The sequence below is a fragment of the Micromonospora violae genome (assembly GCF_004217135.1).
GTDB lineage: Bacteria > Actinomycetota > Actinomycetes > Mycobacteriales > Micromonosporaceae > Micromonospora > Micromonospora violae.
In genome coordinates this window covers 4,788,334-4,813,516 of sequence record NZ_SHKK01000001.1, presented here as the reverse complement: position 1 = coordinate 4,813,516, position 25,183 = coordinate 4,788,334, and the positions used below count along the sequence as shown (strand labels likewise).

Annotated in this window: 19 protein-coding genes and 1 pseudogene; 13 read left to right on the top strand and 7 right to left on the bottom strand. The window is 70.9% G+C overall.

Translation table 11 applies throughout. The features are described from left to right. Window positions 1-3: 3 nt before the first annotated feature. Complete coding sequence (locus tag EV382_RS21405) at window positions 4-1,122, bottom strand: LCP family protein (RefSeq protein ID WP_130404569.1); 1,119 nt, start codon at window positions 1,120-1,122, stop codon at window positions 4-6. A gap of 145 nt (window positions 1,123-1,267) precedes the next feature. Between EV382_RS21405 and EV382_RS21400 the strand changes: the two genes are divergently transcribed. Together EV382_RS21400 and guaA are read left to right on the top strand one after the other, a co-directional pair. After that, the gene (locus EV382_RS21400; protein ID WP_130404567.1) at window positions 1,268-2,965 is read left to right on the top strand and encodes an FAD-dependent oxidoreductase; all 1,698 of its coding nucleotides are present in this window, start codon (window positions 1,268-1,270) and stop codon (window positions 2,963-2,965) included. Between the two features lie 66 nt (window positions 2,966-3,031). Next, on the top strand, window positions 3,032-4,588 hold the full coding sequence (guaA, locus tag EV382_RS21395; protein ID WP_130404565.1) for a glutamine-hydrolyzing GMP synthase: 1,557 nt from the start codon (window positions 3,032-3,034) through the stop codon (window positions 4,586-4,588). Between the two features lie 7 nt (window positions 4,589-4,595). On the opposite strand, the gene EV382_RS21390 is transcribed toward guaA, so the two are convergent. Further along, window positions 4,596-4,964, bottom strand: a complete 369-nt coding sequence (locus EV382_RS21390; protein ID WP_130404563.1) for a PspC domain-containing protein — start codon at window positions 4,962-4,964, stop codon at window positions 4,596-4,598. A gap of 143 nt (window positions 4,965-5,107) precedes the next feature. On the opposite strand from EV382_RS21390, the gene EV382_RS21385 reads away from it, so the two are divergent. From EV382_RS21385 to EV382_RS21375, 3 genes are all read left to right on the top strand, one after another. Beyond that, a complete protein-coding gene (locus tag EV382_RS21385; RefSeq protein WP_130404561.1) occupies window positions 5,108-6,058 on the top strand; it encodes an NUDIX hydrolase in 951 nt (316 codons plus the stop codon). A 290-nt stretch (window positions 6,059-6,348) separates the two neighbouring features. Beyond that, window positions 6,349-7,299 carry an NUDIX hydrolase gene (locus EV382_RS21380; protein ID WP_425271917.1) on the top strand — a complete coding sequence of 317 codons (951 nt, stop codon included), beginning with the start codon at window positions 6,349-6,351 and terminating at the stop codon, window positions 7,297-7,299. Between the two features lie 345 nt (window positions 7,300-7,644). Further along, entirely contained in the window at window positions 7,645-8,595 is a 951-nt protein-coding gene (locus EV382_RS21375; RefSeq protein WP_130404559.1) for a CDP-alcohol phosphatidyltransferase family protein, read from the top strand. A 57-nt stretch (window positions 8,596-8,652) separates the two neighbouring features. On the opposite strand, the gene EV382_RS21370 is transcribed toward EV382_RS21375, so the two are convergent. From EV382_RS21370 to EV382_RS21360, 3 genes and pseudogenes are all read right to left on the bottom strand, one after another. Beyond that, window positions 8,653-9,906 (bottom strand): phosphatidylserine decarboxylase, encoded by a 1,254-nt coding sequence (locus EV382_RS21370; protein ID WP_130404557.1) that lies wholly within the window; start codon window positions 9,904-9,906, stop codon window positions 8,653-8,655. 567 nt (window positions 9,907-10,473) lie between these two features. Continuing rightward, window positions 10,474-10,713, bottom strand: a pseudogene (locus EV382_RS21365) (hypothetical protein); the annotation flags it as partial. Next, window positions 10,710-12,509, bottom strand: a complete 1,800-nt coding sequence (locus EV382_RS21360) for a PspC domain-containing protein (protein WP_130404555.1) — start codon at window positions 12,507-12,509, stop codon at window positions 10,710-10,712. The pseudogene EV382_RS21365 and the gene EV382_RS21360, both read right to left, overlap by 4 nt. 183 nt (window positions 12,510-12,692) lie before the next feature. Between EV382_RS21360 and EV382_RS21355 the strand changes: the two genes are divergently transcribed. The 7 genes from EV382_RS21355 (at window position 12,693) to EV382_RS21325 (ending at window position 20,930) form a co-directional block, all read left to right on the top strand. Continuing rightward, a complete protein-coding gene (locus EV382_RS21355; RefSeq protein ID WP_130404553.1) occupies window positions 12,693-13,931 on the top strand; it encodes a PspC domain-containing protein in 1,239 nt (412 codons plus the stop codon). 2 nt (window positions 13,932-13,933) lie between these two features. Next, window positions 13,934-14,620 carry a response regulator gene (locus tag EV382_RS21350; RefSeq protein ID WP_130409065.1) on the top strand — a complete coding sequence of 229 codons (687 nt, stop codon included), beginning with the start codon at window positions 13,934-13,936 and terminating at the stop codon, window positions 14,618-14,620. Window positions 14,621-15,196: 576 nt separating this feature from the next. After that, a complete protein-coding gene (locus EV382_RS21345; RefSeq protein WP_130404551.1) occupies window positions 15,197-16,834 on the top strand; it encodes a peptide ABC transporter substrate-binding protein in 1,638 nt (545 codons plus the stop codon). Window positions 16,835-16,982: 148 nt separating this feature from the next. Next, complete coding sequence (locus tag EV382_RS21340) at window positions 16,983-17,909, top strand: ABC transporter permease (protein ID WP_130404549.1); 927 nt, start codon at window positions 16,983-16,985, stop codon at window positions 17,907-17,909. Continuing rightward, window positions 17,902-18,870: an ABC transporter permease gene (locus EV382_RS21335; RefSeq protein ID WP_130404547.1), complete on the top strand. Its 969-nt coding sequence runs from the start codon at window positions 17,902-17,904 to the stop codon at window positions 18,868-18,870. The genes EV382_RS21340 and EV382_RS21335 overlap by 8 nt, the downstream gene beginning before the upstream one ends. A gap of 25 nt (window positions 18,871-18,895) precedes the next feature. Then, window positions 18,896-19,924 carry an ABC transporter ATP-binding protein gene (locus EV382_RS21330; protein ID WP_130409063.1) on the top strand — a complete coding sequence of 343 codons (1,029 nt, stop codon included), beginning with the start codon at window positions 18,896-18,898 and terminating at the stop codon, window positions 19,922-19,924. Next, window positions 19,917-20,930: an ABC transporter ATP-binding protein gene (locus tag EV382_RS21325; protein WP_130404545.1), complete on the top strand. Its 1,014-nt coding sequence runs from the start codon at window positions 19,917-19,919 to the stop codon at window positions 20,928-20,930. The genes EV382_RS21330 and EV382_RS21325 overlap by 8 nt, the downstream gene beginning before the upstream one ends. A gap of 141 nt (window positions 20,931-21,071) precedes the next feature. Here the strand turns inward: EV382_RS21325 and EV382_RS21320 are convergent, their stop codons facing one another. After that, on the bottom strand, window positions 21,072-21,461 hold the full coding sequence (locus EV382_RS21320) for a chorismate mutase (RefSeq protein WP_130404543.1): 390 nt from the start codon (window positions 21,459-21,461) through the stop codon (window positions 21,072-21,074). A 323-nt stretch (window positions 21,462-21,784) separates the two neighbouring features. Here EV382_RS21320 and pcrA point away from each other — a divergent pair, with 323 nt between their 5' ends. Continuing rightward, window positions 21,785-24,226: a DNA helicase PcrA gene (gene pcrA / locus EV382_RS21315; RefSeq protein WP_130404541.1), complete on the top strand. Its 2,442-nt coding sequence runs from the start codon at window positions 21,785-21,787 to the stop codon at window positions 24,224-24,226. 78 nt (window positions 24,227-24,304) lie between these two features. Here pcrA and EV382_RS21310 read toward each other — a convergent pair whose 3' ends face one another. Further along, on the bottom strand, window positions 24,305-25,063 hold the full coding sequence (locus EV382_RS21310; RefSeq protein WP_130404539.1) for a M23 family metallopeptidase: 759 nt from the start codon (window positions 25,061-25,063) through the stop codon (window positions 24,305-24,307). Window positions 25,064-25,183 lie beyond the last annotated feature (120 nt).

Sequence of the window (25,183 nt, the reverse complement as noted above, 5' to 3'; positions counted from 1 at the left end):
CGGTCAGTTCTTGACCACCAGCTTGGGGTGGGCGGCCAGGTACGCGTCGGCGCGGCCGGCACGCAGCTCGGTGAGGAACTTCCGACCCTCGGTGGTCAGCTGTTCGCCCCGGTAGGCGCTGCCCTTGCCGACGCCGGAACCGGGCAGCCCGACCAGCGTGAAACGGTTCTCCGGCAGGCCACTCAGGGCGTACGCGATATTGACGATCCGTCGTCCGCCCACATAGACCAGCGTGTCGCCCAGCGCGGAGACGACCTGGTCGACCCGCTCCGGTTGCCGGGCCAGGCCCTCGTCCAGGATCTTGCGGGTCATCGCCCGGATCAGCTGCTGCTGGTGACGTTGCCGGGCGTAGTCGCCGCCGGTGATGTAGCGCTGCCGCGAGTAGTCCAGCGCCTGCCAGCCGTTGAGGTGCCGTTGGCCCTTCTCGTAGACCTGCTGCGGCCCGATGTAGCCGCCCGGCCCGCTCTCCCGGTACTTGCCGTCCGGTCGGCGGTGCCGCGACTCGACCCGCTGGTCGACGTAGATGTCCACCCCGCCCAGGGCGTCGACCAGCCGGTCGAACCCGTTGAACGTGAGCACCGCGCCCGCGTCGATGCGCAGCCCGGTGTAACCGCTGACCGTGCTGCGCAGCAGCTCGTACCCCTGGGCTGTGCTCGGTTGTTTGGGTTTGCCCGGCACCCGGCTACCGAAGCTCATCGCGTGCGTGAGTTTGGTCTTGCCGCCCTTGTAGCCGGCCTTCGGGAACGCCGGGATGTCCACCACCAGGTCGCGGGGGAGCGAGAAGAGGTACGCCCGATCCAACCCCTTGGGTACGTGCAGCACCAGCACGGCGTCCGAGTGCGGCTCCCAGCCGGGCACGCTGACCCGGGTGTCCACACCGACCAGCAGCAGGTTGAGCGGGCCGGTGATGTCCGCGCCCGGTGGCGGACCGCTGGGGCTCGGGGTCGGCGTACCGACCGGTGACGGGGTCGACGAGCCGGCCACCGGAGCGCCGCCCGGCTTGTCGTCGCCGGTCAGTCGGGTGACCACCACCGAGCCGGCCGCGATCAGCGCGACGACGGCGAGGGCCGTCAACCCCAGCAGCAGCCACCGTCGGCGCGGCGCCATCGAGCCGAGAACCATCCTGGTTTCCTTCCACCCGTCCGGTGAACAACGCTCCGACGGGTGCTCCGGGTTGCGGCCGGGAGGCGCCGGGTCGGTCGGCCGGAGCATGATCGCGCGAAAAGTGCCGCTGGCGCGAGCGCTACTCGCGAGTAATGATGCCTCCATGCGGTACGACGTGGTCGTCATCGGATCCGGCTTCGGTGGCAGCGTCACCGCGCTCCGACTGGCCGAGAAGGGTTACTCGGTCGCGGTGCTGGAAGCCGGCCGCCGCTTCGCCGACGACGAGTTCCCGCAGACGTCGTGGCGGTTCCGCCGTTTCCTCTGGGCGCCCAAGCTGGGCTGCTACGGCATCCAACGGCTCACCCTGCTCCGCCCGGCCGACCGACGCTCCGGCGGCGGGGTGCTGGTGCTCTCCGGGGCCGGGGTGGGTGGCGGCTCGCTGGTCTACGCGAACACTCTCTACGAACCACTGCCGGCCTTCTACGACGACCCACAGTGGCGCGACATCACCGACTGGCGCGACGAGTTGGCCCGCCACTACGACCAGGCGAAACGGATGCTCGGCGTCACCACGTACCCGGTGGACACCGGCGCGGACCGGGCCATGCGCGCGGTGGCCGAGCGGATGGGAGTGGGGCACACCTTCCACGCCACCCCGGTGGGCGTGCACATCGGCCGGCCCGGCCAACGGGTCGCCGACCCGTACTTCGGCGGTGCCGGCCCGGAACGCACCGGCTGCCTGCACTGCGGCTCGTGCATGACCGGCTGCCGACACGGGGCGAAGAACACGCTGGTCAAGAACTACCTCTGGCTCGCGGAACGGCTCGGGGTCACGGTCCGCCCGCTGACCACGGTGACCGCGGTCCGGCCCGCCGACGGCGGCGGGTACCAGGTGCACACCGAACGCACCGGCGCCTGGCTGCGCACCGGTCGGCAGGTCATCCACGCCGACCAGGTGGTCTTCGCCGCCGGGGCGCTCGGCACCCAGCGGCTCCTGCACGCGATGCGGGCCGACGCGGCGCTACCCGGGCTCTCACCCCGCCTCGGCGAGCTGACCCGGACCAACTCGGAGGCGATCCTCGGTGCCTCGGTGCCCCGCCAACGGGCCCGCTCCGAGCGGTTGGACTACACCGAGGGGGTGGCCATCACCAGCTCGTTCCACCCCGACCCGCAGACACACATCGAGCCGGTCCGCTACGGGCGGGGCTCCAACGCGATGGGGCTGCTCCAGTCGCTGCTGGTCGACGGCGGCCCGCACCGGGTGCGCCGCTGGCTCGGCAGCATCGTGCGGCAGCCCGGGTTGGCCGCGCGGATGCTGTCGGTACGCGGCTGGTCGGAACGGACAGTGATCGCCCTGGTCATGCAGTCCGCCGACAACTCGCTGACCACCCGGTGGCGGCGTGGCCCGCTCGGCCGCAGGTTGGTCACCGGCCCGGGCCACGGCACGCCCAGCCCGACCTGGATCCCGGCCGGCAACACCGCGGCCCGAATGCTCGCCGACGAGATCGGCGGCACCCCCGGCGGCTCGGTCACCGAACCCTTCGACATCCCGGTGACCGCGCACATCCTGGGCGGAGCGGTCATCGGGGCCACCCCGGCCGACGGGGTGATCGACCCCTGGCACCGGGTGTACGGGCACCCGGGGCTGCACGTCGTCGACGGCGCCGCCATCTCGGCGAACCTGGGCGTGAACCCGTCCCTGACGATCACCGCCCAGGCGGAACGGGCGACGTCCTTCTGGCCCAACAAGGGCGAGCAGGACCCCCGCCCACCCCTTGCCTCCCCGTACCGCCGGCTCGCCCCCGTGCCCCCGCACCACCCGGCCGTCCCGGCGGACGCCCCGGGAGCGCTGCGTCAGTGAGTCTCGTCGGCCCACCCGGCGAGCCGGTGCCGGGAGCGGTGGTGACTGTGGGTAGGCTTCGTGCACATGAGCCTGCCTCGCCCTGTCCTCGTGGTGGACTTCGGAGCCCAGTACGCCCAGCTCATCGCCCGCCGGGTCCGTGAGGCGAAGGTCTACTCCGAGATCGTGCCGCACTCGATGCCGATCGCCGAGATGCTGGCGAAGAACCCCGCCGCGATCATCCTGTCCGGTGGTCCGGCCAGCGTCTACGCTCCGGACGCGCCGCAGATCGACGCGGGCGTGTTCAGCGCTGACGTGCCGGTCTTCGGCATCTGCTACGGCTTCCAGGCGATGGCCCAGGCGCTCGGCGGCACGGTCACGAAGACCGGTAACCGTGAGTACGGCGGCACCCCGCTGCGCCCCCGCCTCCTCGACCCCGGTGTGCTGCTGCGGGACCTGCCGGCGGACCTGCCGGTCTGGATGAGCCACGGCGACTGCGTCACCGAGGCCCCCGAGGGCTTCACGGTGACCGCCGAGTCGGCGGGCGCACCGGTCGCCGCATTCGAGGACCTGGCCGGGCGTCGGGCCGGCGTGCAGTTCCACCCGGAGGTGGGGCACACCGCGCACGGTCAGGAGATGCTGACCCGCTTCCTCTACGACATCGCCGGCATCGAGCCGACCTGGACGCCCGAGAACATCATCGACGAGCAGGTCGCCCGGATCCGCGCCCAGATCGGCGACAAGGAGGTCATCTGCGGCCTGTCCGGCGGGGTGGACTCGGCGGTCGCCGCGGCGCTCGTGCACAAGGCGGTCGGTGACCAGCTCACCTGCGTCTTCGTCGATCACGGTCTGCTGCGTGCCGGGGAGGCCGAGCAGGTCGAGAAGGACTACGTGGCCGCCACCGGGATCAAGCTGAAGGTGGTCGACGCCGCCGACCGGTTCCTCGGCGCGCTCGCCGGGGTGACCGACCCGGAGCAGAAGCGCAAGATCATCGGCCGCGAGTTCATCCGGGTCTTCGAGGCCGCGGCCCGCGAGATCGCCGCGCACGGCGACGTCGAGTTCCTCGTCCAGGGCACCCTCTACCCCGACGTGGTGGAGTCCGGCGGCGGCACCGGCACCGCCAACATCAAGAGCCACCACAACGTGGGCGGCCTCCCGGAGGACCTGAAGTTCGCGCTGGTCGAGCCGCTGCGCACCCTGTTCAAGGACGAGGTCCGCACGCTCGGCCTCCAACTCGGCCTGCCCGAGGCGATGGTCTGGCGGCACCCGTTCCCCGGCCCCGGCCTCGCCATCCGGATCATCGGCGCGGTCGACCAGGAACGCCTCGACCTGCTCCGCCAGGCCGACCTGATCGCCCGCGAGGAGCTGACCGCCGCCGGCCTCGACCGGGGTGTCTGGCAGTTCCCGGTGGTGCTCCTCGCCGACGTTCGCAGCGTCGGCGTGCAGGGAGACGGGCGCAGCTACGGGCACCCCGTGGTGCTGCGCCCGGTCTCCAGCGAGGACGCGATGACCGCCGACTGGTCCCGGCTGCCCTACGACGTGGTGGCCCGGATCTCCACCCGGATCACCAACGAGGTCGCCGAGGTCAACCGGGTGGTCCTGGACGTCACCAGCAAGCCGCCGGGCACCATCGAGTGGGAGTGAGCGGCGCTCAGCCCACCGGCGGCGTGCTGGACGGGGTCGTCGGCGGGTAGGGCGCCGTCGGCGCGTACCCCTGCGGTGGTCCGCCGGGCGCGGGCCCGGCGGTGGGCGGCGGGCCGTTCTGCGGCGCGACGCCCGCGGCGTGCGGCCAGGCCGGCGCGCCGGTGGGCTCCTCCGGCATCAGGAACCACATGATCGGGTACGCGAACAGCGCGAGCCCGCCGGTGAGCAGACCGGTGACCGCGAAGATCACCCGGACCAGGGTGGGGTCGACGGCGAAGTAGCGGCCGACGCCACTGGCAACCCCCGCGACCATGCGGTCGGTGGTGGGTCGCCGAAGCTGCTTGTACGGGGCGTGAGGAGCGGTGGTGGATGTCATACCCCCACGGTCCGCGCTGCTGCCCGGCCTGCCCTCGGTGACCGCCCGGATCATTACCCTGACCAATCCCTGAGCGGGGTCAGACAGTCAGGAATCCGACTCTTTTCCGTTCCGGTAACGCGGCCCGGGGAGAATTTGCTTCCGTGACCACCTTGCTCAAGCCGCTCCGCAGGATCGCGGCATACGCAGTTTGTGCTGATTCAAGCGGCCGAGTCTTGCTGGTCCGCGCCTCGGAGCGCTCCGGCACTCCCGGCGCGTGGTCGCTGCCCGGTGGGGCGGTCGACCACGGCGAGGACCCGAACCACACGGTCGTTCGCGAAACCGCCGCCGAGACCGGCCTCTCCGTCGCCGTCTCCGACCTCGCCGACGTCCTCGCCGACATGCGGGCGCTCCCCGACCGGGGCATCACCATCCACACCGACCGGCTGATCTACCGGGTGGCGGTCCGTGGCGGCACCCTCGCGGACCGGGCCGGCGAACGCCCCACCGACCTGGCCCGGTGGTACACCCTCGACGAAGCGCGCGAGCTGCCGCTGCGCTCGTTCACCGCACGCGCCCTCGGGCTGCCCGCGTCCTCCACCGACGTGGTGCCCGACGAGGCACCCGAGTTCCCCTCCTTCTATGCCGTGCCCGGCCCCGACGGGCTGCACCGGGCCCAGCGTTTCGCCGCGTACGCGGTCTGCACCGACCCCGCCGGTCGGGTTCTGCTCACCCGGGTCTCCGACGGCTACCCCGGCGCCGGCTGCTGGCACCTGCCCGGCGGCGGCACCGACTACGGCGAGCAGCCCGGCGCGGCCCTCATCCGGGAACTGGTCGAGGAGACCGGGCAGACCGGCCGCCTCGTCGAACTGCTCGGCGTCGCCAGCCACCGCGACGCCGCCTCGCTCGGCCCCGAGGGCTACCCCATCGACTGGCACGGCGTACGCGCCTTCTACCGCGTCGTCGTCGACAAGCCCAACCCGCTGACCGTCGCCGACGTGGGCGGCTCCACCTGTGAGGCCCGCTGGTTCGGTCGCGACGAACTCGCCGCGCTCCCCACCCACCGCCTCACCGAGGTGACCGCCGAAGCGGTACACGCAGCCCGCCTGGCCTGACCCCGACCAGTCCGCGCGAGGCGCGGCTGGTCCGGCGGGCCGCTTCTGCGAGGGCTCTCCAGGCTTGATCGACTCGGGTTTCTTGAAACCGCGGTATCCCCGTGCCTGGGATGCCGCGCCTTTCATGAACCCGAGTTGATCAACGTCCGTCTGCCGGCTCGCCAGCCTGCGGTTTCCGGTGCGCCACCTTGCGTTGATCATGAAGTTACTGTCGGAAGGCGAGATGGAGGGCGGTAACTTCATGATCAACGGGCCGGGGCGCGAGGCGGGGGTGGGTGAAGGTGCAATTGATGCGGCGGGTCGCTACCTATGGGCTTCTGTGGGACGCGGATCGGGTCTTGCTGGTTCGGGACGGGACGGAGGGTGAGTTCCCGGGAGCCTGGCGGCTGCCGGGCGGTGCCGTCGGACATGCCGAGCACCCGGAGCGCGCCGTGGTCCGCGAGGTCGCCGACCAGACCGGGTTGGTGGTGGCGGTGGCGCGGCTACTCGCGGTAGTTGCCGATGTGGCCACCTTCCCGGAGGAGCCGGTCGCGCTGCACACCGACCGCCTGTTGTTCGAGGTCACTACGCGCGACGGCGCGAGCCCCGAGGGTGCGCCGCCCGAGAGCGGGGGGCCCGAGGGTGCGCGGCCCGGGAGCGGTGACGGCGCGTCTGGCCTGGTGGATGAGGTCTGCTGGTTCTCCCTCGCGGAGGTGGCGCAGGTGCCGCTGACCCCGTTCACCGCCGAGGCGCTCGGCCTGCCGGTGACGCCGCTGCCGTCCGGGACGCGCCGGTCGCGGGGACTGTTCCCGCCACCGCACCCTGACCGCCGGCTGCGCTTCGGGGCGTACGGGCTGGTCACTGATCCTGCTGGGCGGATCCTGCTCACCCAGATCGCGGAGGGCTACCCGGGGGCCGGCCTGTGGCATCTGCCGGGCGGTGGCACTGATCACGGTGAACAGCCGGCCACCGGCCTGCTTCGGGAGTTGGTCGAGGAGGGTGGCCAGGTGGGCCGGGTGGTGGAGCTTCTGGGCGTCAACAATCTGCACAATCCTGCCGCGCTGGGCCCGGAGGGTCGGCCGCTGGACTGGCATGGCGTACGGGTGATCTATCGGGTGCTGGTGGACGTACCCACTGAGGCGGTGGTCACCGAGTCGGCGGGAGGGTCGACGGCGCGGGCGGCGTGGTTCACCCGGGCTGAGGCGGTTGACCTGCCGTTGAGCGACGTCGCTGCGGTGGCAATCGGACAGAGTGGCCGATAGCACCCGGCTCGATGAGCCGACTTGGTGACCCTCCGGTACAGTCAAAGGCGGGAATGATGGAGGAAACGGGCGATGAGGCCCGGGATGGGAACAAGCGAGCGGTTCGAGCGGTTTAGGCCAGATATAAGTACCGCCGGCAGCTATCGCCAAGCCACGTTCCCCTATGCGATGGTGTACTCCGCAAAACGGCTGCCGGGCCATGCAAGGTCCGACACGAGACAGCCGGGCACCCGCCGAGTGGCGGCCAGCAGATCCGGTGATGGAGGAAACGTGCCGAGAGCCCCATGGCGCCGGCGTCGTACTACTGACAGTCCGCGCCCCGCAGGGCGTCGCTGGGCGGGCCGGTTGCGCCGCAGCAGCACGTTCGCCCGCCAGGTGCTGTTGGTCCGGGTCGGTCGCCGCGACGGTGACCTGCACCCGACCGACCTGGCCCCGACCGAGCACAGGTACGCCGACCGGCAGCGCCGCCGCTACGGCCTGGACCGGCTCAGCCGGCCCACACTGCGGGTGGACCCGACACTGGGCCTGGACCGAGCCGCCATCGACGCGGTCGTGCCGGTCAGCCCGGCGATGCCGCCGATGGCGCAGGCCGATGAGGCCCGCTCGATCCCGCTGCTCCCCGGCGAGCGCACCATCGCGCGCCGGATGAAGTTCGGCCTGGTCAACGCCTGCACGCTGGCCAGCCTGATGCTCGGCATGCTGGCCATCTTCCTGGCCATGCAGGGCGAGGTGCGCACCGCCGCGCTCTGCCTGATCGCCTGCGTCGGTTTCGACGGTCTGGACGGCGCGCTGGCTCGACGGCTCGGTGTGGCCAGCCCGTTCGGCGCGCAGATGGACTCACTGGCCGACATGTGCTCGTTCGGTCTCGCCGCGCCGGTCGTGGTCTACGCCTCGCTCGCCGGCTCCGTCTCCACGGCCGCGGCGGCGGTGGCGTGCGCCCTGGTCGCGGCGTGTGCCGCGATCCGGCTGGCGCGCTTCAACGTCTCGCCGAAGGACGGCCGGTTCTTCTGCGGGGTGCCCACCACCATGGCGGCCGCGGTGCTCGCCGTGACCGTGGCGATCGGCCTGCCGGTGCCCGGTGACGTTCTGGTCGCCGGGGTGGCGCTGCTGGCCTTCGCGATGGTGTCGAGCTTCCCGTACGCCAAGCTCGCCCGCCTGGTGAAGCTGCCGCCGTGGGTCTGGTTGGCTCCGGTGATCGGCGCGCTGGTCGACGTCCGGCTGACGTTCGCCCTGATCGTGGTGGGTTACCTGGTCAGCGGGCCGGTTCTCTGGCTGCGGCAGCGCCGTACCGTCTGATCTGAGCAGACGAAACGGGGCGCCGCGGACAGCGGCGCCCCGTTTCGCGTTCGTGGGTCAGCGCCAGCGCGCGATGACCGTGGACCCACCGACCACCTTGTCGCCCGGCCCGACCAGCGGGTCCGCGGCCTCGGCGGGGAGGTAGACGTCGGTGCGGGAGCCGAACCGGATCAGCCCGAAGCGTTCGCCCTTGGCCAGCAGCGCGCCGATCGGCGCGCGCTGCACGATCCGGCGGGCGATCAGCCCGGTCCGCTGCGCGACCACCACCGTGCCGCGGGCGGTGTCCAGCACGGTGTACGCCGCGACGTTGTGCTCGGCGTCCGGCTTCATGGCGTTGACGAAGCCGCCGTCGGCGACGAAGTAGTCCACCACCTTGCCGGCGACCGGGGCGCGGTTGACGTGCACGTCCAGCACCGACAGGAACACCGCGATCCGCAGCCACTCACCGTCGCCGAAGCGCTCGTCGTGCAGCCGCTGCACCGACAGGACCTTGCCGTCCGCGCTGGCGACCACGGCGCTCGGGTCCTCCGGCACGTCCCGTTCCGGGTCCCGGAAGAACGCGGCGACCGGCCCGGCGGCCAGGGCCGGCAGGAGCCACAGCTTGGACGACGGGCGCGCCACCCGGGCCAGCGCCGCGAGGCCCAGCGCGATGCCCGCCGCCGCCACGCCGTTGGAGTCGATGTGCATGCCCCGGGTCAGCGGCACGCTCGACGGCCGGTACGCGGGGGCCAGGCTGTCGGCGGTGGCCGGACTGGCCGGGGTGAACCGCAGTCGGTAGACCCGCACCGGTGGCGAGTTGCGCAGCACCAGGTCGGCGCCGACGCCGTACAGGGCGTCCTGTCGGGCCAGTTCGGCGGCGGCACCCTCGGTCCGGCCGGGCGTGGCGTCGGTGGCCACGCTCAGCACCGCCCCGTCGGTCAGGTATTTGGCCAGGCCCTCGATGCTGCTGCGGGTCGCCTCGGCGGTGCCGGTGAACACCTCGCCGGCGATGACGACCGCAGCGGCCTCGGCCTCGGCGAGTGAGTCGACGACGCTCACCCGGTCGGCGACCCAGCGGCCCTGGGCGGTGACGTGCTCGCGCAGCGCCGCAGCGCCGGACGGCTCGGCGGGCACCACGGTGAGCCGGTCACCGGGGAGCAGCGCCTCGACCGCCGCGGCCAGTACCGCGGAGTCCGGGTTCACCCCGACGAGCAGGGCGGCCTTTGCGTCGTTGATCCGGGCCAGCTCGGCGATGAGGGTACGGGCGGCTCGCTCGCCGATGCGGACCGGACCGGACCGGCCGGTGGTACGCACGGCGGAGGACTGGGTCATGTCGGGCGGGCTCCTGACGGGGGTAGAGACGGGAATCGCGGCGGGACCACCATGGGCGGGAACGGGCCGGCCGGCGGAGGCGAGATCTCCACCGGCCAGCATATGCGTCCGTCCGCGCCGGCCGCACCGCCGTGGGGATGCGGTGGACCGGCGCGGCCCAGGTGACCCAGGTCAGGCTTCCCGGCGTGGAGCGTCCCGCTCGTCGCCCGGCTGGTCGCCGACGGGCTCGGTCGGCGGCTCCGACCGCGGCTCGGTTGGCGGCTCGGTCGGCGGCTCGGTCGGCGGATGTGCCAGCCAGGCCGGGTGGATCACATCGGTGGTCGGCGCATCCTCCGCCCGCACCTCGGTGGTCGGCGTCTTGACCGTCGGGTCCGAGGAGAGTGCCGCTCCCGAGGGCGGTGTGGGGTCGAAGGTGAGCGTCGGGTCCGTGGTGCGGGTCGGGTCCGCTGCGGGAGCGTCCCAGGTGGACCGTTCGGCTTCCCAGGCCGGCAGAGCCGCGCCGGAGGTCGACGTGGCGGCGCCGGAGACCGGCGCGGGCGTCCCGGAGATGGGTGCGCCGGAGACGGACGTGCCGGAGACCGGAGCGACGGCCTCGGCCTCGGCGGTCGGCTTCGGTTGGTTCGACCGACCCGAGCGCAGCGCGCCGACGAGCCCGAAGACCCCGATCAGGATGAGCGCGCTGGCCAGGAACCAGCCGACCGGTGGCAGCGCGAGCCCGAGGAGTTGGGCGAGCAGCCACCAGGCGGAGAGCGCCAGGAACACGAGCCCGAAGGCGAACGACACCAGATCCGTGCGGTGAGCCTTCACCGGGTCACCTCCAGGTTGCCGGCATTGACATGGATGTAGAGGCGCAGGGTCCCGCCACCGGGCCCGTCGGCGCCGACGTCGGTGGACTCCCGCAGGCGGCCGTCCAGCCCGCCGGAGCGGTTGCCGAAGATGTTGGCGTCACCCGCGTTGACGTCGGCCACGGTGGTGACGTCCACGTTCGGCGGCACGACCACGGTCGCCTGGCCGAAGTTGACGGCCACTGTCACCTGGGCGTCCCGTTTCGCGAAGTCGAGCCCGCGCAGGTCGAGCACGGCGTCACCGAAGCTGTTCTCGTACCGGTCCGCCAGGTCGCGGTGGTCGGTGGGCGCCCAGGTCACCGCGCCGTCGACCCCGCGAATCCGGTCGTAGGACTCGGCGACGGTCGCCGTGCCCAGCGCCGCAGCGGTCACCACACCGAGCGCGATGAGCCAGCGGGCCCGCCCGAACCAGGTGCCGACCAGCAGCCCCAGGGCGATGGTGGCCAGTGCGGCCGCGAAGTACGCCGAGGCGCCGATGGGGAAGACGTCCAGCAAATCGAGCAGGGCGACCAGCCCGAGCACCAGGAAGATCAGCGAGAACGTCACCGCGCCGAGCGGCGACCGCTCCTTGGGTCGCTTCGGCGGCTTGGGCGGCTTGGGCGCGGGAGGCGCGGCCGGGGTCGGCGAAGCGTACGGGCCGTGCGGTGCGAACGGGGGGCGGTAACCGGAGGGCGGCGGGGCGGTCGGATAGCCGGCCGGGGCCGCAGGTGTGCTGCTCACCGGTGCCGACGGCCAGCCGGCGCTGGGCATGGCGGTGCTCGGCCAGCCGGGCTGGGTAACCGTCGGGCCGGCTGGTTGCCCGCTCATCGGGCCCACCCCGGACACCGGCGGCGTCCCGGTGGACGGCAGCGGACCGCTGGTCGGCGGCGCGTCGTACGCCGGGGTGGTGACGGTGGGCGCCGCCCCCGTCGACGCGGTGGCGTACCCCGGATCGGTGCCGAACATCGGCGGCGTCGCCGCCGGGCCGGTCGACGGCGCGGCGCCGTACGACGGCGCGGGCCAGGCCACCGGCGGGACCGGGCCGGCCGGGTTGCCGGGCGGTGCGGCGGGCGGCGGACCACCCGGGGTGCCGGGCCGCGGGTTGCGGCCGTCCCGGTTGAGCAGGAGCGCGCCGGCGACCAGGATGGCCGCGCCGAGCAGCACCGCGCGGAAGGCGTCGGTGACGATGTACGCGAAGCTGGCTGCGGCCAGGATGCTCAAGACGATCACCGTGACCGGCGACATGCTGGAGCGACCGCGTCCGAGCATGGACTCGACGGGGGACGCGGTGTCGCCCTCGTTCGGGATGATCAGCCAGGCGGCGACGTACACCAGGATGCCGATGCCCCCGAAGAAGCCGAGCACCGCGAGCAGCACCCGCCAGAGCACCGGATCGGTGTTGGTGGCGCGGCCGATCGCGGCGCAGACGCCGGCCAGGTATCGGCCCTCGCGCGGTCGGACCAGCCCGTACCGTGAGGTGAAGCCGGTGCCGCCCAGCGGCGGTGGCGGCGCGGACGGGCCGGGGCCGCCCGGCCCGGGTGGCGTGCCGCCCGGGCCATAGCCGGTGCCCGCCGCGAACCCTGGGCCCGGGCTGTAGCCCGCGCCGGGCGACCCGTAGCCGCCCGTCGGACCGCCGGGCGCGGTGGCGTCGGTGCCAGCGTGCGGCCCGAACGTGCTGGGCTCGGTCCATTCGCTGGGTGTGGTGGTGGGCGGGGGCGGTGCTGAACCGCCCGGCTGTGCCGACCCCGGTCGGGGCGGCGGGGCAGCGTCCTCGGTCATGCTTCGATCCTGCTGCCCGGTCCACCCGAACTGCCTCAGGACCCGACCCTGACCCCACCCTGAGATCCGGCGGCCGGAATGTCGGGGGCGTCCCCGTGGTCATGGACGCCGCAGCGTGTGACGATCGAGTCACCCACCTCGACCTGCCCGCCACCATCATCCAGGGAGCTTCCGATCAGCACCGTGACCCCGCCCGCGCGCCTCTACCGCGCCCCGGAGCACCGGATGGCCGCCGGCGTCGCCGCCGGTATCGCCGACCATCTCGGCATCTCGGTGCTGCGGGTGCGCGTCGCGTTCATGGTTCTGCTCGGGCTGAGCGGGCTCGGTCTGCTGCTCTACGCGGCCTTCTGGGCCGTGGTGCCGCTGCGACCCGGAAACACCGCGGTGCCGCCCCGACGGGACGTCGCCCAGCTCCTGCCGTTCGTGGGGATCGGGCTCGGTGTCCTGTTGATCCAGGTGATGGTCTTCGACTCGGTCGGCGCGGCGGGCACCGCCGGTTGGTTGGTGGCCATCATCGCGGTCGGCGCCGGGGTCATCTGGCACCAGTCCGCGCCCGAGCGGCGGCGACAGTGGGGCGACACGATGCCGGTGCCCTGGCTCGGCGCGGTCGTCGAGGAGAGCGACCGGCGGGCTTTCGTGCTCCGGTTCATCGGCGGGGGCGTGCTGGTCGCGGTCGGCATCATCGGTGTCGCGGCCGTCTACTCGCCAGCTCAGAACTTCGACGCGGTGATCAACGGCGTGATCTTCGCGCTGGTCGGGCTGGCCGGCGTCGGCGTGGTCGCCGCGCCGGTGCTCTGGCGGACGTACAGCCAGCTCCGCTCGGAGCGCGAGGGCCGCATCCGCGAGCAGGAGCGGGCCGAGTTGGCCGCCATGGTGCACGACCAGGTGCTGCACACGTTGGCCCTGATCCAGCGCAACGCCGGCGACGTCAAGACGGTGCAGCGGCTGGCCCGAGGGCAGGAGCGGTCGCTGCGCAACTGGCTCTACAAGCCGACCGCCTCGCCGAGTGAGCGCTTCGCGGCCGCGCTGGAGCAGGCCGCGGCCGAGGTCGAGGACACCTTCGCCATCAGCGTGGAGACGGTGGTGGTGGGAGACCGCGAGACCGACGAGAAGGTCGGCGCCCTGGTCGCGGCCGCGCGGGAGGCGTTGGTGAACGCGGCCCGGCACGCTGGCGTGCAGACCGTGTCGCTCTACGCCGAGGTGGAACCGGATCAGGTCAGCGTCTTCGTCCGGGACCGGGGAAAGGGCTTCGATCCCGATACGGTGGAGGACCACCGGCACGGCGTACGCGGCTCGATCATCGGGCGCATGAAGCGGCACGGCGGACGGGCCGAAATCCGGTCCGGCCCGGGGGAGGGGACCGAGGTCCGGTTGATCCTGCCGATCTCCCGGGACTCGTCCGCAGCGGAGAGGAACAGATGACCATGGCCGAGCAGTCGACCGAGCGCCTCGACCCGGCGGATGCCCGCCCCGAGCGGCTGCGGGTGTTCCTGGTGGACGACCACGCCATGTTCCGGGCCGGGGTGCGTGCGGAGTTGGGCGCTCACGTCGAGGTGGTGGGCGAGGCGAGCACGGTGGCCGAGGCGGTCACCCGGATCGCCGCTGTCGGCCCGGACGTGGTGCTGCTCGACGTGCACATGCCCGACGGCGGCGGTCGTGCGGTGCTGGAGGCGATGCGGCGTACGCACCCACAGGTCAAGTTCCTGGCGTTGAGCGTCTCCGACGCGGCGGAGGACGTGATCGGGCTGATCCGTGCCGGTGCCCGGGGGTACGTCACCAAGACCATCTCGCCGGACGAGTTGGCTGCCGCGATCCGTCGGGTGGCCGACGGGGACGCGGTGTTCAGCCCACGGCTGGCCGGGTTCGTGCTGGACGCCTTCGCGGCCCGACCGGACGCGCCGGTGGCCGACCCGGAGCTGGACCAGCTCACCAACCGTGAGCGGGAGGTGTTGCGGCTGCTGGCCCGGGGGTACGCGTACAAGGAGATCGCCAAGGAGCTGTTCATCTCCATCAAGACGGTGGAGACGCACGTGTCGAACGTGCTGCGCAAGCTTCAGATGTCCAACCGCTACGAACTCTCCCGTTGGGCGGCGGACCGCCGGCTCGTGTGACGGGGTCACCGCCGGCGAGATCAGAAAACTGTCCCGCGCGCCCTCGTACGCCCAGCCGGTGATCGTGCCCGGGTTGGCCCAGCCGCCCTCATCCGGATGGGTCGAAACATGAGTGGTGACGCGCGTCGCACCGAGGTGGGGTGCCCCCGGCGCTTGCGCACGGGCCGAGGCTGGGTCTTCGGGCGGTGCAACGTATTTCCTGCTCAATGCTGCCCGCGTCGACCGTTTTATGATCATTTTTCAAGTATCGGCAACGTGGCGGGCAACTAACGGCTTGATAACGGCACCTTCACGGAAGCGGCCAGTGGGTGTCACAGTGGCAGCACCTCACCATCGGTGTGTGGCACTCCGTACGCCCACCACCACGTTTCTGCCGATCACGGCGGTCCGTGGCGGTGTCGGTTGCGTCGTGTCGCGCCTCGTTGGCGGGGGAGCCCGGCGGATCGGAACATCAGGGGTGTCTCCAACTTCCCTGTGGTCCCGGCGACCCGCGCCCCGGGGTGGTCGGGCGGTGTCACCCCCAAACGTGCGTGAAACCCACGACGGAACCTGGTCAGAAAGAGGAGGCCCCTCGGAATGAGAGTCTCGAAGCGGGCGACGAGCGCGATCGCGCTCAGCGCGGCTGCCGCGCTTGTCGCGAGCGGTTGCTCGAGCGGCGGTGACGGCGATACTGCCGACAGCGCGGATGGCTCGATCGTCGTTCACGGTGTCCAGCCGGAGAACCCGCTGGTCCCGTCGAACACCACGGAGACCGGTGGCGGCAAGATCGTCGACTGGTTGTGGACCGGCCTGGTCGAGTACCCGAACGACGGTGGGGCCCCGCGTAACGCGCTGGCGGAGTCCATCAACACCACGGACTCCAAGGTCTTCACGATCAAGATCAAGGCCGGTACCAAGTTCCACGACGGTACCGAGGTGAAGTCGAAGAACTTCGTCGACGCCTGGAACTGGGCCGCCTACTCGCCGAACGGCGCGCAGAACGGCACCTTCTTCTCGGACATCGAGGGCTTCGACAAGACCTACACCTCGGACCCGGACGGCCCGGACGGCCCGAAGAAGGCCCCGCCGCCGTCGGCCGAGAAGCTGTCCGGCCTGAAGGTCATCGACGAGCAGACCTTCGAGGTCACCCTGGCGGCGCCGACCGCGGTCTTCCCGACCAAGCTCGGCTACAGCGCCTTCATGCCGCTGCCGGACGCGTTCTTCACCCAGAAGCCCGAGGAGTTCGGTCGCAAGCCGATCGGTAACGGCCCGGTGAAGTTCGTGTCGTGGGCCGACAACGACCTGATCAAGCTGACCCGCTTCGACGACTACAATCTTCGCGACAAGATGAAGATCAAGGACGTCGACGTCAAGCTCTACCAGGACGACAACGCCGCCTACGCCGACCTGCTGGCCAACAACCTCGACTTCATGGAGGTTGTTCCCACCTCGGCGCTCGCCGGTGACAAGTGGAAGACCGACCTCGGTGACCGGGGCCGCTCGACCGTCACGCCGTCGACCGCGTTCATCGCGTTCCCGATCTACGACAAGCGCTTCAAGGACCCGAAGCTGCGTCGTGCCGTGTCGCTGTCGATCAACCGGCAGGAGATCTCCGACAAGATCTTCTTCGGTACCCGCAAGCCGGCCGACAGCTGGGCGAACCCGCTGACCCCGGGCGCCAAGCCGGGCAACTGCACCGCCTGCAAGTTCGACCCGGAGACGGCCAAGACGCTGCTCGCCGAGGCCGGTGGCTTCACCGGTGAGATGGTCTTCTACTACAACGCGGACTCCGCCCACAAGGACTGGATGGACGCCGTCGCCCAGCAGGTCAAGACCAACCTCGGCATCAACGCCCGGGCCGAGGGTGTGCCGACCTTCGCGGTGTTCCGCCAGAACGTCAACGCGTACAAGATGACCGGCCCGTACCGGGCTGCCTGGCAGCAGGACTACCCGGACGTCGAGAACTGGGTGAACCCGCTGTTCGTCACGAACGGTTCCTCGAACGACGGTCTGTACAGCAACCCCGAGGTCGACGCCCTGGCCAAGCAGGCCAGCGGTGCGCCGAGCCTGGAGGCCTCGCACGAGGCGTTCGCCAAGGCCGTCGAGAAGGTCGACCAGGACGTTCCGAGCATCCCGGTCTACTTCTACGGCCAGCAGTCCGGCCACTCGGAGAAGATCAAGAAGCTCGAGCTGAACAACGTCGGCGAGATCGACATCACCTCGGTCGAGCTCTGATCCGAACGGTCTGACCCCGGGTCGGGCTCGCCACATCCGGTGAGCCCGACCCGGGGCCGTTCCGCGATTGGGTGTTACAACACTCCACTCGCACGTTGTCACCACCGTGTCGGCCGTCCGACGCGCCCCCTGTCTGGAGGACCACCCCATGGGCCGTTATCTGTTGAGACGGCTGCTCCAACTCGTGCCGGTCTTCATCGGTACGACGTTCCTGATCTACTGGCTCGTCTGGGCCGTCCCGGGCGATCCGTTCGCCGGCAAGTGCGGTGAGCGTCGCTGCCCGGACCAGTACATCGCCTTCATGACCGAGAAGTACCACCTCGACCAGAACGTCTTCGTGCAGTACGCCAACTACATGAAGAACCTGCTCCAGGGCGACTTCGGTCAGACGTTCCAGCAACGCGAGATCAGCGACATCATCGCGACCGCGTACCCGAACACGATCAAGCTGGCCGTCGTGGCGCTCGCCATCGAGGCGATCATCGGCCTCGGCGCCGGCGTGCTGAGCGGTCTGCGGCGTAACGGCTTCATCGACAACCTGGTCCTGGTCTCCACCCTCTTCCTGATCGCGCTGCCGGTCTTCGTGGTCGGCTTCGTGCTGCAGTGGCTGCTGGGTGTGCAGTGGGGCATCATCAAGCCGACCGTCTCCTCCGAGATGCGGTGGTCCGAGCTGATCGTGCCGGGCTTCGTGCTGGGCAGCGCGTCAGTGGCGTACATCGCCCGGGTGGCACGAACGAGCATCGCCGAGAACCGTCGCGCGGACTACGTACGCACGGCGATCGCCAAGGGCCTGCCGATGCGCCGCGTGGTGGGTGTGCACCTGCTGCGCAACTCGCTCATCCCGGTGGTGACCCTGCTCGGCACCGACCTCGGTGCCCTGATGGGCGGCGCCATCGTCACCGAGGGAATCTTCGGCATCAACGGAATCGGCCGCCAGGTCTTCCGGGCGATCATCACCAAGGAAAGCGCCACGGTGGTAGGCATCGTGGTCGTCCTGGTGCTGGTCTATCTCGTGATGAACCTGCTGGTTGACCTGCTCTACGCCGCCCTGGACCCGAGGATCCGTTATGAGTGACCCGAGTACCGCATCAATCGTCAGCACCCCTGGCGCACAACCGACCGACTCCGCCGCCCCCGCCACCGCGGGCCAGCCGCAGAGCAACGAGAAGCCGCGCGGTCTGCTCGGCGACGCCTGGCGGGACCTGCGGCGCAAGCCGCTGTTCTGGATCTCGGCCACGCTGATCATGATTTTCCTGCTGATGGCGGCCTTCCCGACGCTGTTCGCCCCGGGCGACGCGGTCAACGGCTCGCTGTCCCGCAGTCTCGATAAGCCGTCCGCCAATGGCTGGTTCGGCTACGACGTGCAGGGCCGCGACGTCTACGCCCGGGTCATCTACGGCGCACGGGCCTCTATCGTGGTCGCCGTGCTCTCCGTGGTGGGCACGCTGCTCATCGGCGGAACCATGGGCATCATCGCCGGCTACCGCGGTGGTTGGGTGGACGCGCTGCTCAGCCGAATCGCCGACGTCTTCTTCGGTCTGCCGTTCGTGCTCGGCGCGATCGTCATCCTGACCACCTTCAACGGGTCGGGCTCCGGCAACAGCAAGGCCCAGATCATGGGCCTGGTGATCGCGTCACTGATCGTGCTGAGCTGGCCGGTCGTGATGCGGCTGATGCGCTCCTCGGTGCTCGCCACCAAGGAGGCCGACTACATCGTGGCGGCCCGCGCGCTGGGTGCCGGCACCGGCCGGATCGTCCTCAAGCACCTGCTGCCGAACTGCCTGGCCCCGCTGCTGGTCTACGGCACGATCATGGTCGGCTCGTTCATCGGCGCCGAGGCCACCCTGTCCTTCCTGGGCGTCGGCCTGAAGTCGCCGGTGGTGTCCTGGGGCATCATGATCAGTGATGGGCAGAATTTCGTCCGGGTCGCGCCAGGGCTGGTGTTCTTCCCCGCCGCGTTCCTCGTCACCGCAGTGCTGAGCTTCGTGATGCTCGGTGAGTCGGTCCGCGAGGCCCTCGATCCGAAACTCCGCTAGGGGAGATCCAGTGTCCGACATTCTCGTGTCCGAGCAGTCTGCGCCGGGATCCGGCGGGTCCGGGCGTCCCTCCGGCCGGCTGCTCGAGGTCGACGACCTGCGGGTGGAGTTCCGTACCCGGGACGGCGTCGCAAAGGTCATCAACGGGGTCACGTACCACGTCGACGCGGGGGAGACCCTCGCCGTGCTCGGCGAGTCCGGCTCCGGTAAGAGCGTCACGGCGCAGACCATCATGGGCATCCTCGACACGCCGCCCGGCTTCGTCACCGGTGGGCAGGTCCGCTTCCACGGCAAGGACATGCTGCGCATGTCCGACGAGGAGCGCCGCCGCATCCGCGGCGAGGGCATCGCGATGATCTTCCAGGACGCGCTCTCCGCGCTGAACCCCGTCTTCACCGTCGGGTTCCAGATTGCCGAGCAGTTCCGGGTCCGGCGGGGCATGGGCCGCGCGGAGGCCAAGAAGCGCGCGATCGACATGCTCGACCAGGTCAAGATCCCGAACGCCAAGGGTCGGTTCAACAACTACCCGCACCAGTTCTCCGGCGGTATGCGGCAGCGCGCGATGATCGCGATGTCGCTGGCGCTCGACCCGGAGGTGCTGATCGCGGACGAGCCGACCACCGCCCTCGACGTGACCGTGCAGGCCCAGATCATGGATCTGCTGGCCGAGCTTCAGCGCGAGCGGCAGATGGGCATGATCCTGATCACCCACGACCTCGGTGTGGTCGCCGACGTCGCGGACCGGATCGCGGTCATGTACGCGGGTCGGATCGTCGAGGAAGCGAACGTGTACGACCTGTACGCCAAGCCGGCGCACCCGTACACGTTGGGTCTGATCGACTCGATCCCGCGGATGGACGAGAAGGGGCAGCAGCTCCGGACGATCAAGGGCCTCCCGCCGAACCTGATGAACATTCCGACGGGCTGCCCGTTCAACCCGCGCTGCCCCATGGCTCAGCCGGTGTGTCGGGAGAAGCTCCCGCCGCTGCTGCAGGTGGGCACTGCCCGGGCCAGCGCCTGCCACTTCGCCGAGGAGCTGGTGAACCGTGTCTGAGAACATCCTCGAGGTCCGTGACCTGGTCAAGCACTACCCCGTGACGCAGGGTGTGGTGTTCAAGAAGACCGTCGGTCAGGTCAAGGCGGTCGACGGGGTCTCGTTCGATCTGCGTGCCGGTGAGACGCTCGGCGTGGTCGGCGAGTCCGGCTGCGGCAAGTCGACCCTCGCCCGGGTGCTGATGAACCTGGAGAAGCCGACCGAAGGCAGCGTCGTCTACAAGGGTCAGGACATCTCCAAGCTGTCCGGTGGGGCGCTGCGTCGCCTGCGCCGGCAGATCCAGCTGGTCATGCAGGACCCGTACACCTCGCTGAACCCGCGAATGACCGTGGGTGACCTGCTCGGTGAGCCGTTCGAGATCCACCCGGAGGTCGCGCCGAAGGGCAGCCGCCGGGCCAAGGTCAGGGAGCTGCTCGACCTGGTCGGGCTCAACCCGGAGCACATCAACCGGTACCCGCACCAGTTCTCCGGCGGTCAGCGTCAGCGCATCGGCATCGCCCGCGCGCTCGCGCTGCGGCCCGAGATCATCGTCTGTGACGAGCCGGTGTCGGCGCTGGACGTCTCCATCCAGGCCCAGGTCATGAACCTGCTGGAGCAGTTGCAGGGCGAGTTCGGGCTCTCGTACGTCTTCATCGCGCACGACCTGTCGGTGGTTCGCCACCTCTCGGACCGCGTCGCGGTGATGTACCTCGGCAAGATCGTCGAGATCGGCACCGAGGACGAGATCTACGAGCGGCCGACCCACCCGTACACCCAGGCTCTGCTGTCCGCGGTGCCGGTGCCGGACCCGACGCAGCGGAACAACAAGGCGATCATCCGGCTCACGGGTGACGTGCCGTCGCCGATCAGCCCGCCCTCGGGTTGCCGGTTCCGGACCCGGTGCTGGAAGGCACAGGACGTCTGCGCCGAGCAGATGCCGTTGCTGGAGATCCGGCAGGGCTCGGACCACCCGAGCGCCTGCCACTTCGCGGAGAAGCGCGAGATCGTCGCCACCCACGAGGCGTGAGTCACCGAAACCGCCTGCCGCCGTCAGCACGACGGCGGCAGGCGGTTTTCGTTGTCCGGGACCGGATCGGCCGCCTGCGACGCGCAGGAGCGCACGCCGTGTCTCAGCGGGCCGGGTGAGTCACCTGCGGGCCGGTGCGGCTCACAGCGGGCCGCGGCCCGCGCGGAGCAGCAGCAGGGCCAGTTGGGTGCCGTCGGCGCCGAGCGCGACCCGGAACCGCTCCAGGATCTCCCGTTCGCGGGAGAGCACTAAACGGGTTCCGCCGGACGCCATCCGGGTCGCCCCGACCTCCTGGGACAACGCGGCCCGCTCCTGCCAGAGCGTGATCAACGCGTGGTCGATCTCATCGATCCGTTCCCTGATCTGCACGATCCGCGCGGCGGCGACCGGCTCCGCGGTGCCGGTCTGCTGCTCGGCCGGCTCGGCGTCGACACCTGCCGGCGTCGTGGCCTCCGCCGCCTCGGCCTCCTGCGCCGCGGACTGCCCCGGTCGGATCGGGCTGCCGCTCTGCTCCATCACGTCTGTCATCATCGGGTACCTCTCGCACTGTGGTGCCCGGTGCCCGGAACCTGGGACGGAAAAAGCCCCGGACTCCAGGAGCCCGGGGCTTTAGCAGGTCTGAATCGATCAGGCGCGACCTACGGCAGCCGGACTCCCGGTGCCATAGTAAAAGTAGTAGCGCGCAGCGATCACGCCGTCGAGTATGCCCACGTCGCTGCCGGGTGCGCAAGCATTCCGCGTCGCGGAGGGCAGCTTTCTCACCGGTGGGCGTACGCGGTGGTGCACGCCGTCGGGCACGAGCTGCTGAGCGCCAGCGGCGCAGTGTCCGACCGGCGGCATAGACTTGTCGGGCGATGCATCCTCTCTTCGACATCCCCGCGTCCCCGCCTGCGCCGGAGTCCGCGCCGGCCCGCCCGTACCGACCCGGGGCGGCCACCGCGCGCCTCGATCCGCAGCAGCTGCTCGACGGGCTGAACGGGCCGCAGCGCGACGCCGTCAGCCATGCCGGCTCACCGTTGCTGATCGTGGCCGGCGCCGGGTCCGGCAAGACCAGGGTGCTCACGCACCGGATCGCCTACCTGCTCGCCGCTCGGGACGTGCACCCTGGTGAGATCATCGCGATCACCTTCACCAACAAGGCCGCCGGCGAGATGAAGGAACGCGTCGCCGCGCTGGTCGGTCCCCGGGCCCGCCTCATGTGGGTGTCGACGTTCCACTCGGCCTGTGTACGGATCCTGCGTGCCGAGCACGAGCACGCCGGCCTCAAGTCGACGTTCTCGATCTACGACGCGGACGACTCCCGCCGGCTGATGCAGTTGGTGACCCGCGAGCTGGATCTCGACCCGAAGCGCTACCCGGCGCGGGGGTTGGCGGCCCAGGTCTCCAACCTGAAGAACGAGCTGGTCGATCCGGAGCAGTTCGCGGCGCGGGCCACCGGGCCCAACGAGCGGGCCCTCGCCGAGGCGTACACGCTCTACCAGCGTCGGCTGCGGGAGGCCCACGCACTGGACTTCGACGACCTGATCATGACCACGGTGCACCTGCTCCAGTCCCACCCGCACGTCGCGGAGAGCTACCGCCGGCGGTTCCGGCACGTGCTGGTGGACGAATACCAGGACACCAACCACGCCCAGTACGTCCTGATCAAGGAGCTGGTCTCCGGCACCGACGGGCTGGAGCCCGCCGAGCTGTGCGTCGTCGGCGACGCCGACCAGTCGATCTACGCGTTCCGGGGCGCGACGATCCGCAACATCCTGGAGTTCGAACGGGACTTCACCGACGCCCGGACGATCCTGCTGGAGCAGAACTACCGCTCCACCCAGACCATTCTCAACGCGGCCAACGCGGTGATCGACCGCAACACCTCCCGGAAACCCAAGCGGCTGTGGAGCGAGGCCGGCGCCGGTGAGCAGATCGTCGGCTATGTGGCCGACACCGAGCACGCCGAGGCCGACTGGGTGGCCCGGGAGATCGACCGGCTGGTGGACGCCGACGAGACCCGCCCCGGCGACGTCGCGGTCTTCTACCGCACCAATGCCCAGTCCCGCGTCTTCGAGGAGGTGTTCATCCGCGTCGGCCTGCCCTACAAGGTGGTCGGCGGGGTGCGCTTCTACGAGCGCAAGGAGGTCCGCGACGCCCTCGCGTACCTGCGTTCGGTGGTCAACGACGACGACACGGTGAGCCTGCGGCGGGTGCTCAACACCCCGCGCCGGGGGATCGGCGACCGCGCCGAGGCGTGCGTCGAGGCGCTCTCCAGCCGCGACCGGATCTCCTTCGGCGCGGCCCTGCGCCGGGCCCGGGAGGCGCCGGGCATCTCCAGCCGGGCGGCGAACGGCATCGCCGACTTCGTGGCGCTGCTCGACGGCGCCCGCGAGCTGGCCGAGACCGGCACCCCGGAGGAAGTGCTGGAGGCGCTGCTGACCCGCTCCGGTTACCTCACCGAGCTGGAGGAGAGCCTGGACCCGCAGGACGCCGGTCGGGTGGACAACCTCCAGGAACTGGTCAGTGTGGCCCGCGAGTACACCGAGCGGATCGAGGCGCTGGGCGCCGACGGGGAGCGGGCCACCCTGGCCGGCTTCCTGGAGCAGGTGGCGCTGGTCGCTGACGCCGACCAGATCCCTGCGCAACCCGGCTCGTCGCCGGACGGCGACGAGGCAGACGACGCCGCACCTCACCAGGGCGTGGTCACCCTGATGACCCTGCACACCGCCAAGGGCCTGGAATTCCCGGTGGTCTTCCTGACCGGCTTGGAGGACGGCGTCTTCCCGCACCTACGCTCGCTCGGCGACACCCGCGAGCTGGAGGAGGAGCGCCGGCTGGCGTACGTCGGCATCACCCGCGCCCGACAGCGTCTCTACCTCTCCCGGGCGGTGACCCGCTCGGCCTGGGGGCAGCCGTCCTACAACCCGCCGTCGCGCTTCCTGGAGGAGCTGCCGACCGAGTTGGTGCACTGGGAGCGCACGGAAGGGTCGTACACCTCGTGGGCTGGCGGGGGCGGCGGCGTGGGCGGTCGTGCGGACCGCGCGCCCGGCGGCCGTGGCACCTTCACCGGTGGCACACCGAAGGCGGCACAGCTGGCCCAGCGGCTCGGCGTGGACGCCAGCCGGCTCACCACGGCCAGCGAGCTGCCGCAGGGGCCGAAGGTGTCCGCCGGCGACCGGGTCAATCATCAGCGGTACGGGTTGGGTCGGGTGCTCGCCGTCGAGGGGCACGGCCCGGGTGCGCGCGCGCAGATCGACTTCGGCGACCAGACCATGTGGCTGGTGCTCCGGCACGCCCCGGTCGACAAGCTCTGACCCCGTCACACCACATCACGAAGAGTGGCCTCAGCCCCGCTGAGGCCACTCTTCGTGATGGTGCGCGCGGGGACTGCCTCAGCAGCCCAGGTCGACGCCGCGCGCCCGCATGAACGGGGCGGGGTCGATCTGGTTCCACATGCCCTGGTGCACCTCGAAGTGCAGGTGCGGGCCGGTGGCATCGCCGGTGGCGCCCTCGTAGCCGATGACCTGGCCGGCCTTGACCGCCTGGCCGACCGTGACGGCGATGCGGCTCTGGTGGGCGTAGTGGGTCAGGTAACCGTTGCCGTGGTCGATGAAGACGGAGTTGCCGTACCCGTCGGAGGCGTCGCCAGCCTTGGTCACGGTACCGGCGGCGGCGGCGCGGATCGGCGTACCGGAGGGCAGCGCCAGATCGATACCGGCGTGCAGGGTGCCCCAGCGCTGCCCGTAGCAGGAGGTGACAGTCGCGCCCGGCATCGGGTCGACCCAGGCGGGCGTGGGCTTGGTCGTCTTCTTCGGCTTCGGCTTGGCCGTCTTGGCGGAGGTCGGGCTGACGCTGACCGCCGGCGGGCTCGGTGTCGGGCTGAGCGAGGGAATGACCGGTGTGCTCGACTCGCGTATCGAGCGGTCGGCGCGGCCTGCGGCCTCGGCCCGGGACTGGGTGTCGAGGGAGACGGCGGCGGGTGCCGAATGGTCGGTGCCGTTCGTGGCGACGGCGACGCCGCCGAGGCCGAGGGCTACCAGTGCGGCGGCCCCGAGCACGATGAGGCGGTTCCGTCGGCCGGTGCGCTGCGGCGGCACGGTCTGGCTGGTGTCGGGGGTGTTCTCGTTCTGGACGGGGCTGTCTTCCTGCACGGCGGACCTTCACAGTCGAGGGGCACTTGACCTCGAAATACTGGTGTCCGGCCGAGTGGTGGCAGGCGCGGGGACCGCCCGATCGGGCGGAGAGCGGAAGACCGGATGCCCGGATATGAC

Bases quoted from the DNA above. Each gene is read 5' to 3' on its own strand.
- EV382_RS21405 (WP_130404569.1), bottom strand. From the start codon at position 1,122: ATGGTTCTCGGCTCGATGGCGCCGCGCCGACGGTGGCTGCTGCTGGGG.
- EV382_RS21400 (WP_130404567.1), top strand. From the start codon at position 1,268: ATGCGGTACGACGTGGTCGTCATCGGATCCGGCTTCGGTGGCAGCGTC.
- guaA (WP_130404565.1), top strand. From the start codon at position 3,032: ATGAGCCTGCCTCGCCCTGTCCTCGTGGTGGACTTCGGAGCCCAGTAC.
- EV382_RS21390 (WP_130404563.1), bottom strand. From the start codon at position 4,964: ATGACATCCACCACCGCTCCTCACGCCCCGTACAAGCAGCTTCGGCGA.
- EV382_RS21380 (WP_425271917.1), top strand. From the start codon at position 6,349: ATGCGGCGGGTCGCTACCTATGGGCTTCTGTGGGACGCGGATCGGGTC.
- EV382_RS21370 (WP_130404557.1), bottom strand. From the start codon at position 9,906: ATGACCCAGTCCTCCGCCGTGCGTACCACCGGCCGGTCCGGTCCGGTC.
- EV382_RS21360 (WP_130404555.1), bottom strand. From the start codon at position 12,509: ATGACCGAGGACGCTGCCCCGCCGCCCCGACCGGGGTCGGCACAGCCG.
- EV382_RS21350 (WP_130409065.1), top strand. From the start codon at position 13,934: ATGGCCGAGCAGTCGACCGAGCGCCTCGACCCGGCGGATGCCCGCCCC.
- EV382_RS21345 (WP_130404551.1), top strand. From the start codon at position 15,197: ATGAGAGTCTCGAAGCGGGCGACGAGCGCGATCGCGCTCAGCGCGGCT.
- EV382_RS21340 (WP_130404549.1), top strand. From the start codon at position 16,983: ATGGGCCGTTATCTGTTGAGACGGCTGCTCCAACTCGTGCCGGTCTTC.
- EV382_RS21335 (WP_130404547.1), top strand. From the start codon at position 17,902: ATGAGTGACCCGAGTACCGCATCAATCGTCAGCACCCCTGGCGCACAA.
- EV382_RS21320 (WP_130404543.1), bottom strand. From the start codon at position 21,461: ATGATGACAGACGTGATGGAGCAGAGCGGCAGCCCGATCCGACCGGGG.
- pcrA (WP_130404541.1), top strand. From the start codon at position 21,785: ATGCATCCTCTCTTCGACATCCCCGCGTCCCCGCCTGCGCCGGAGTCC.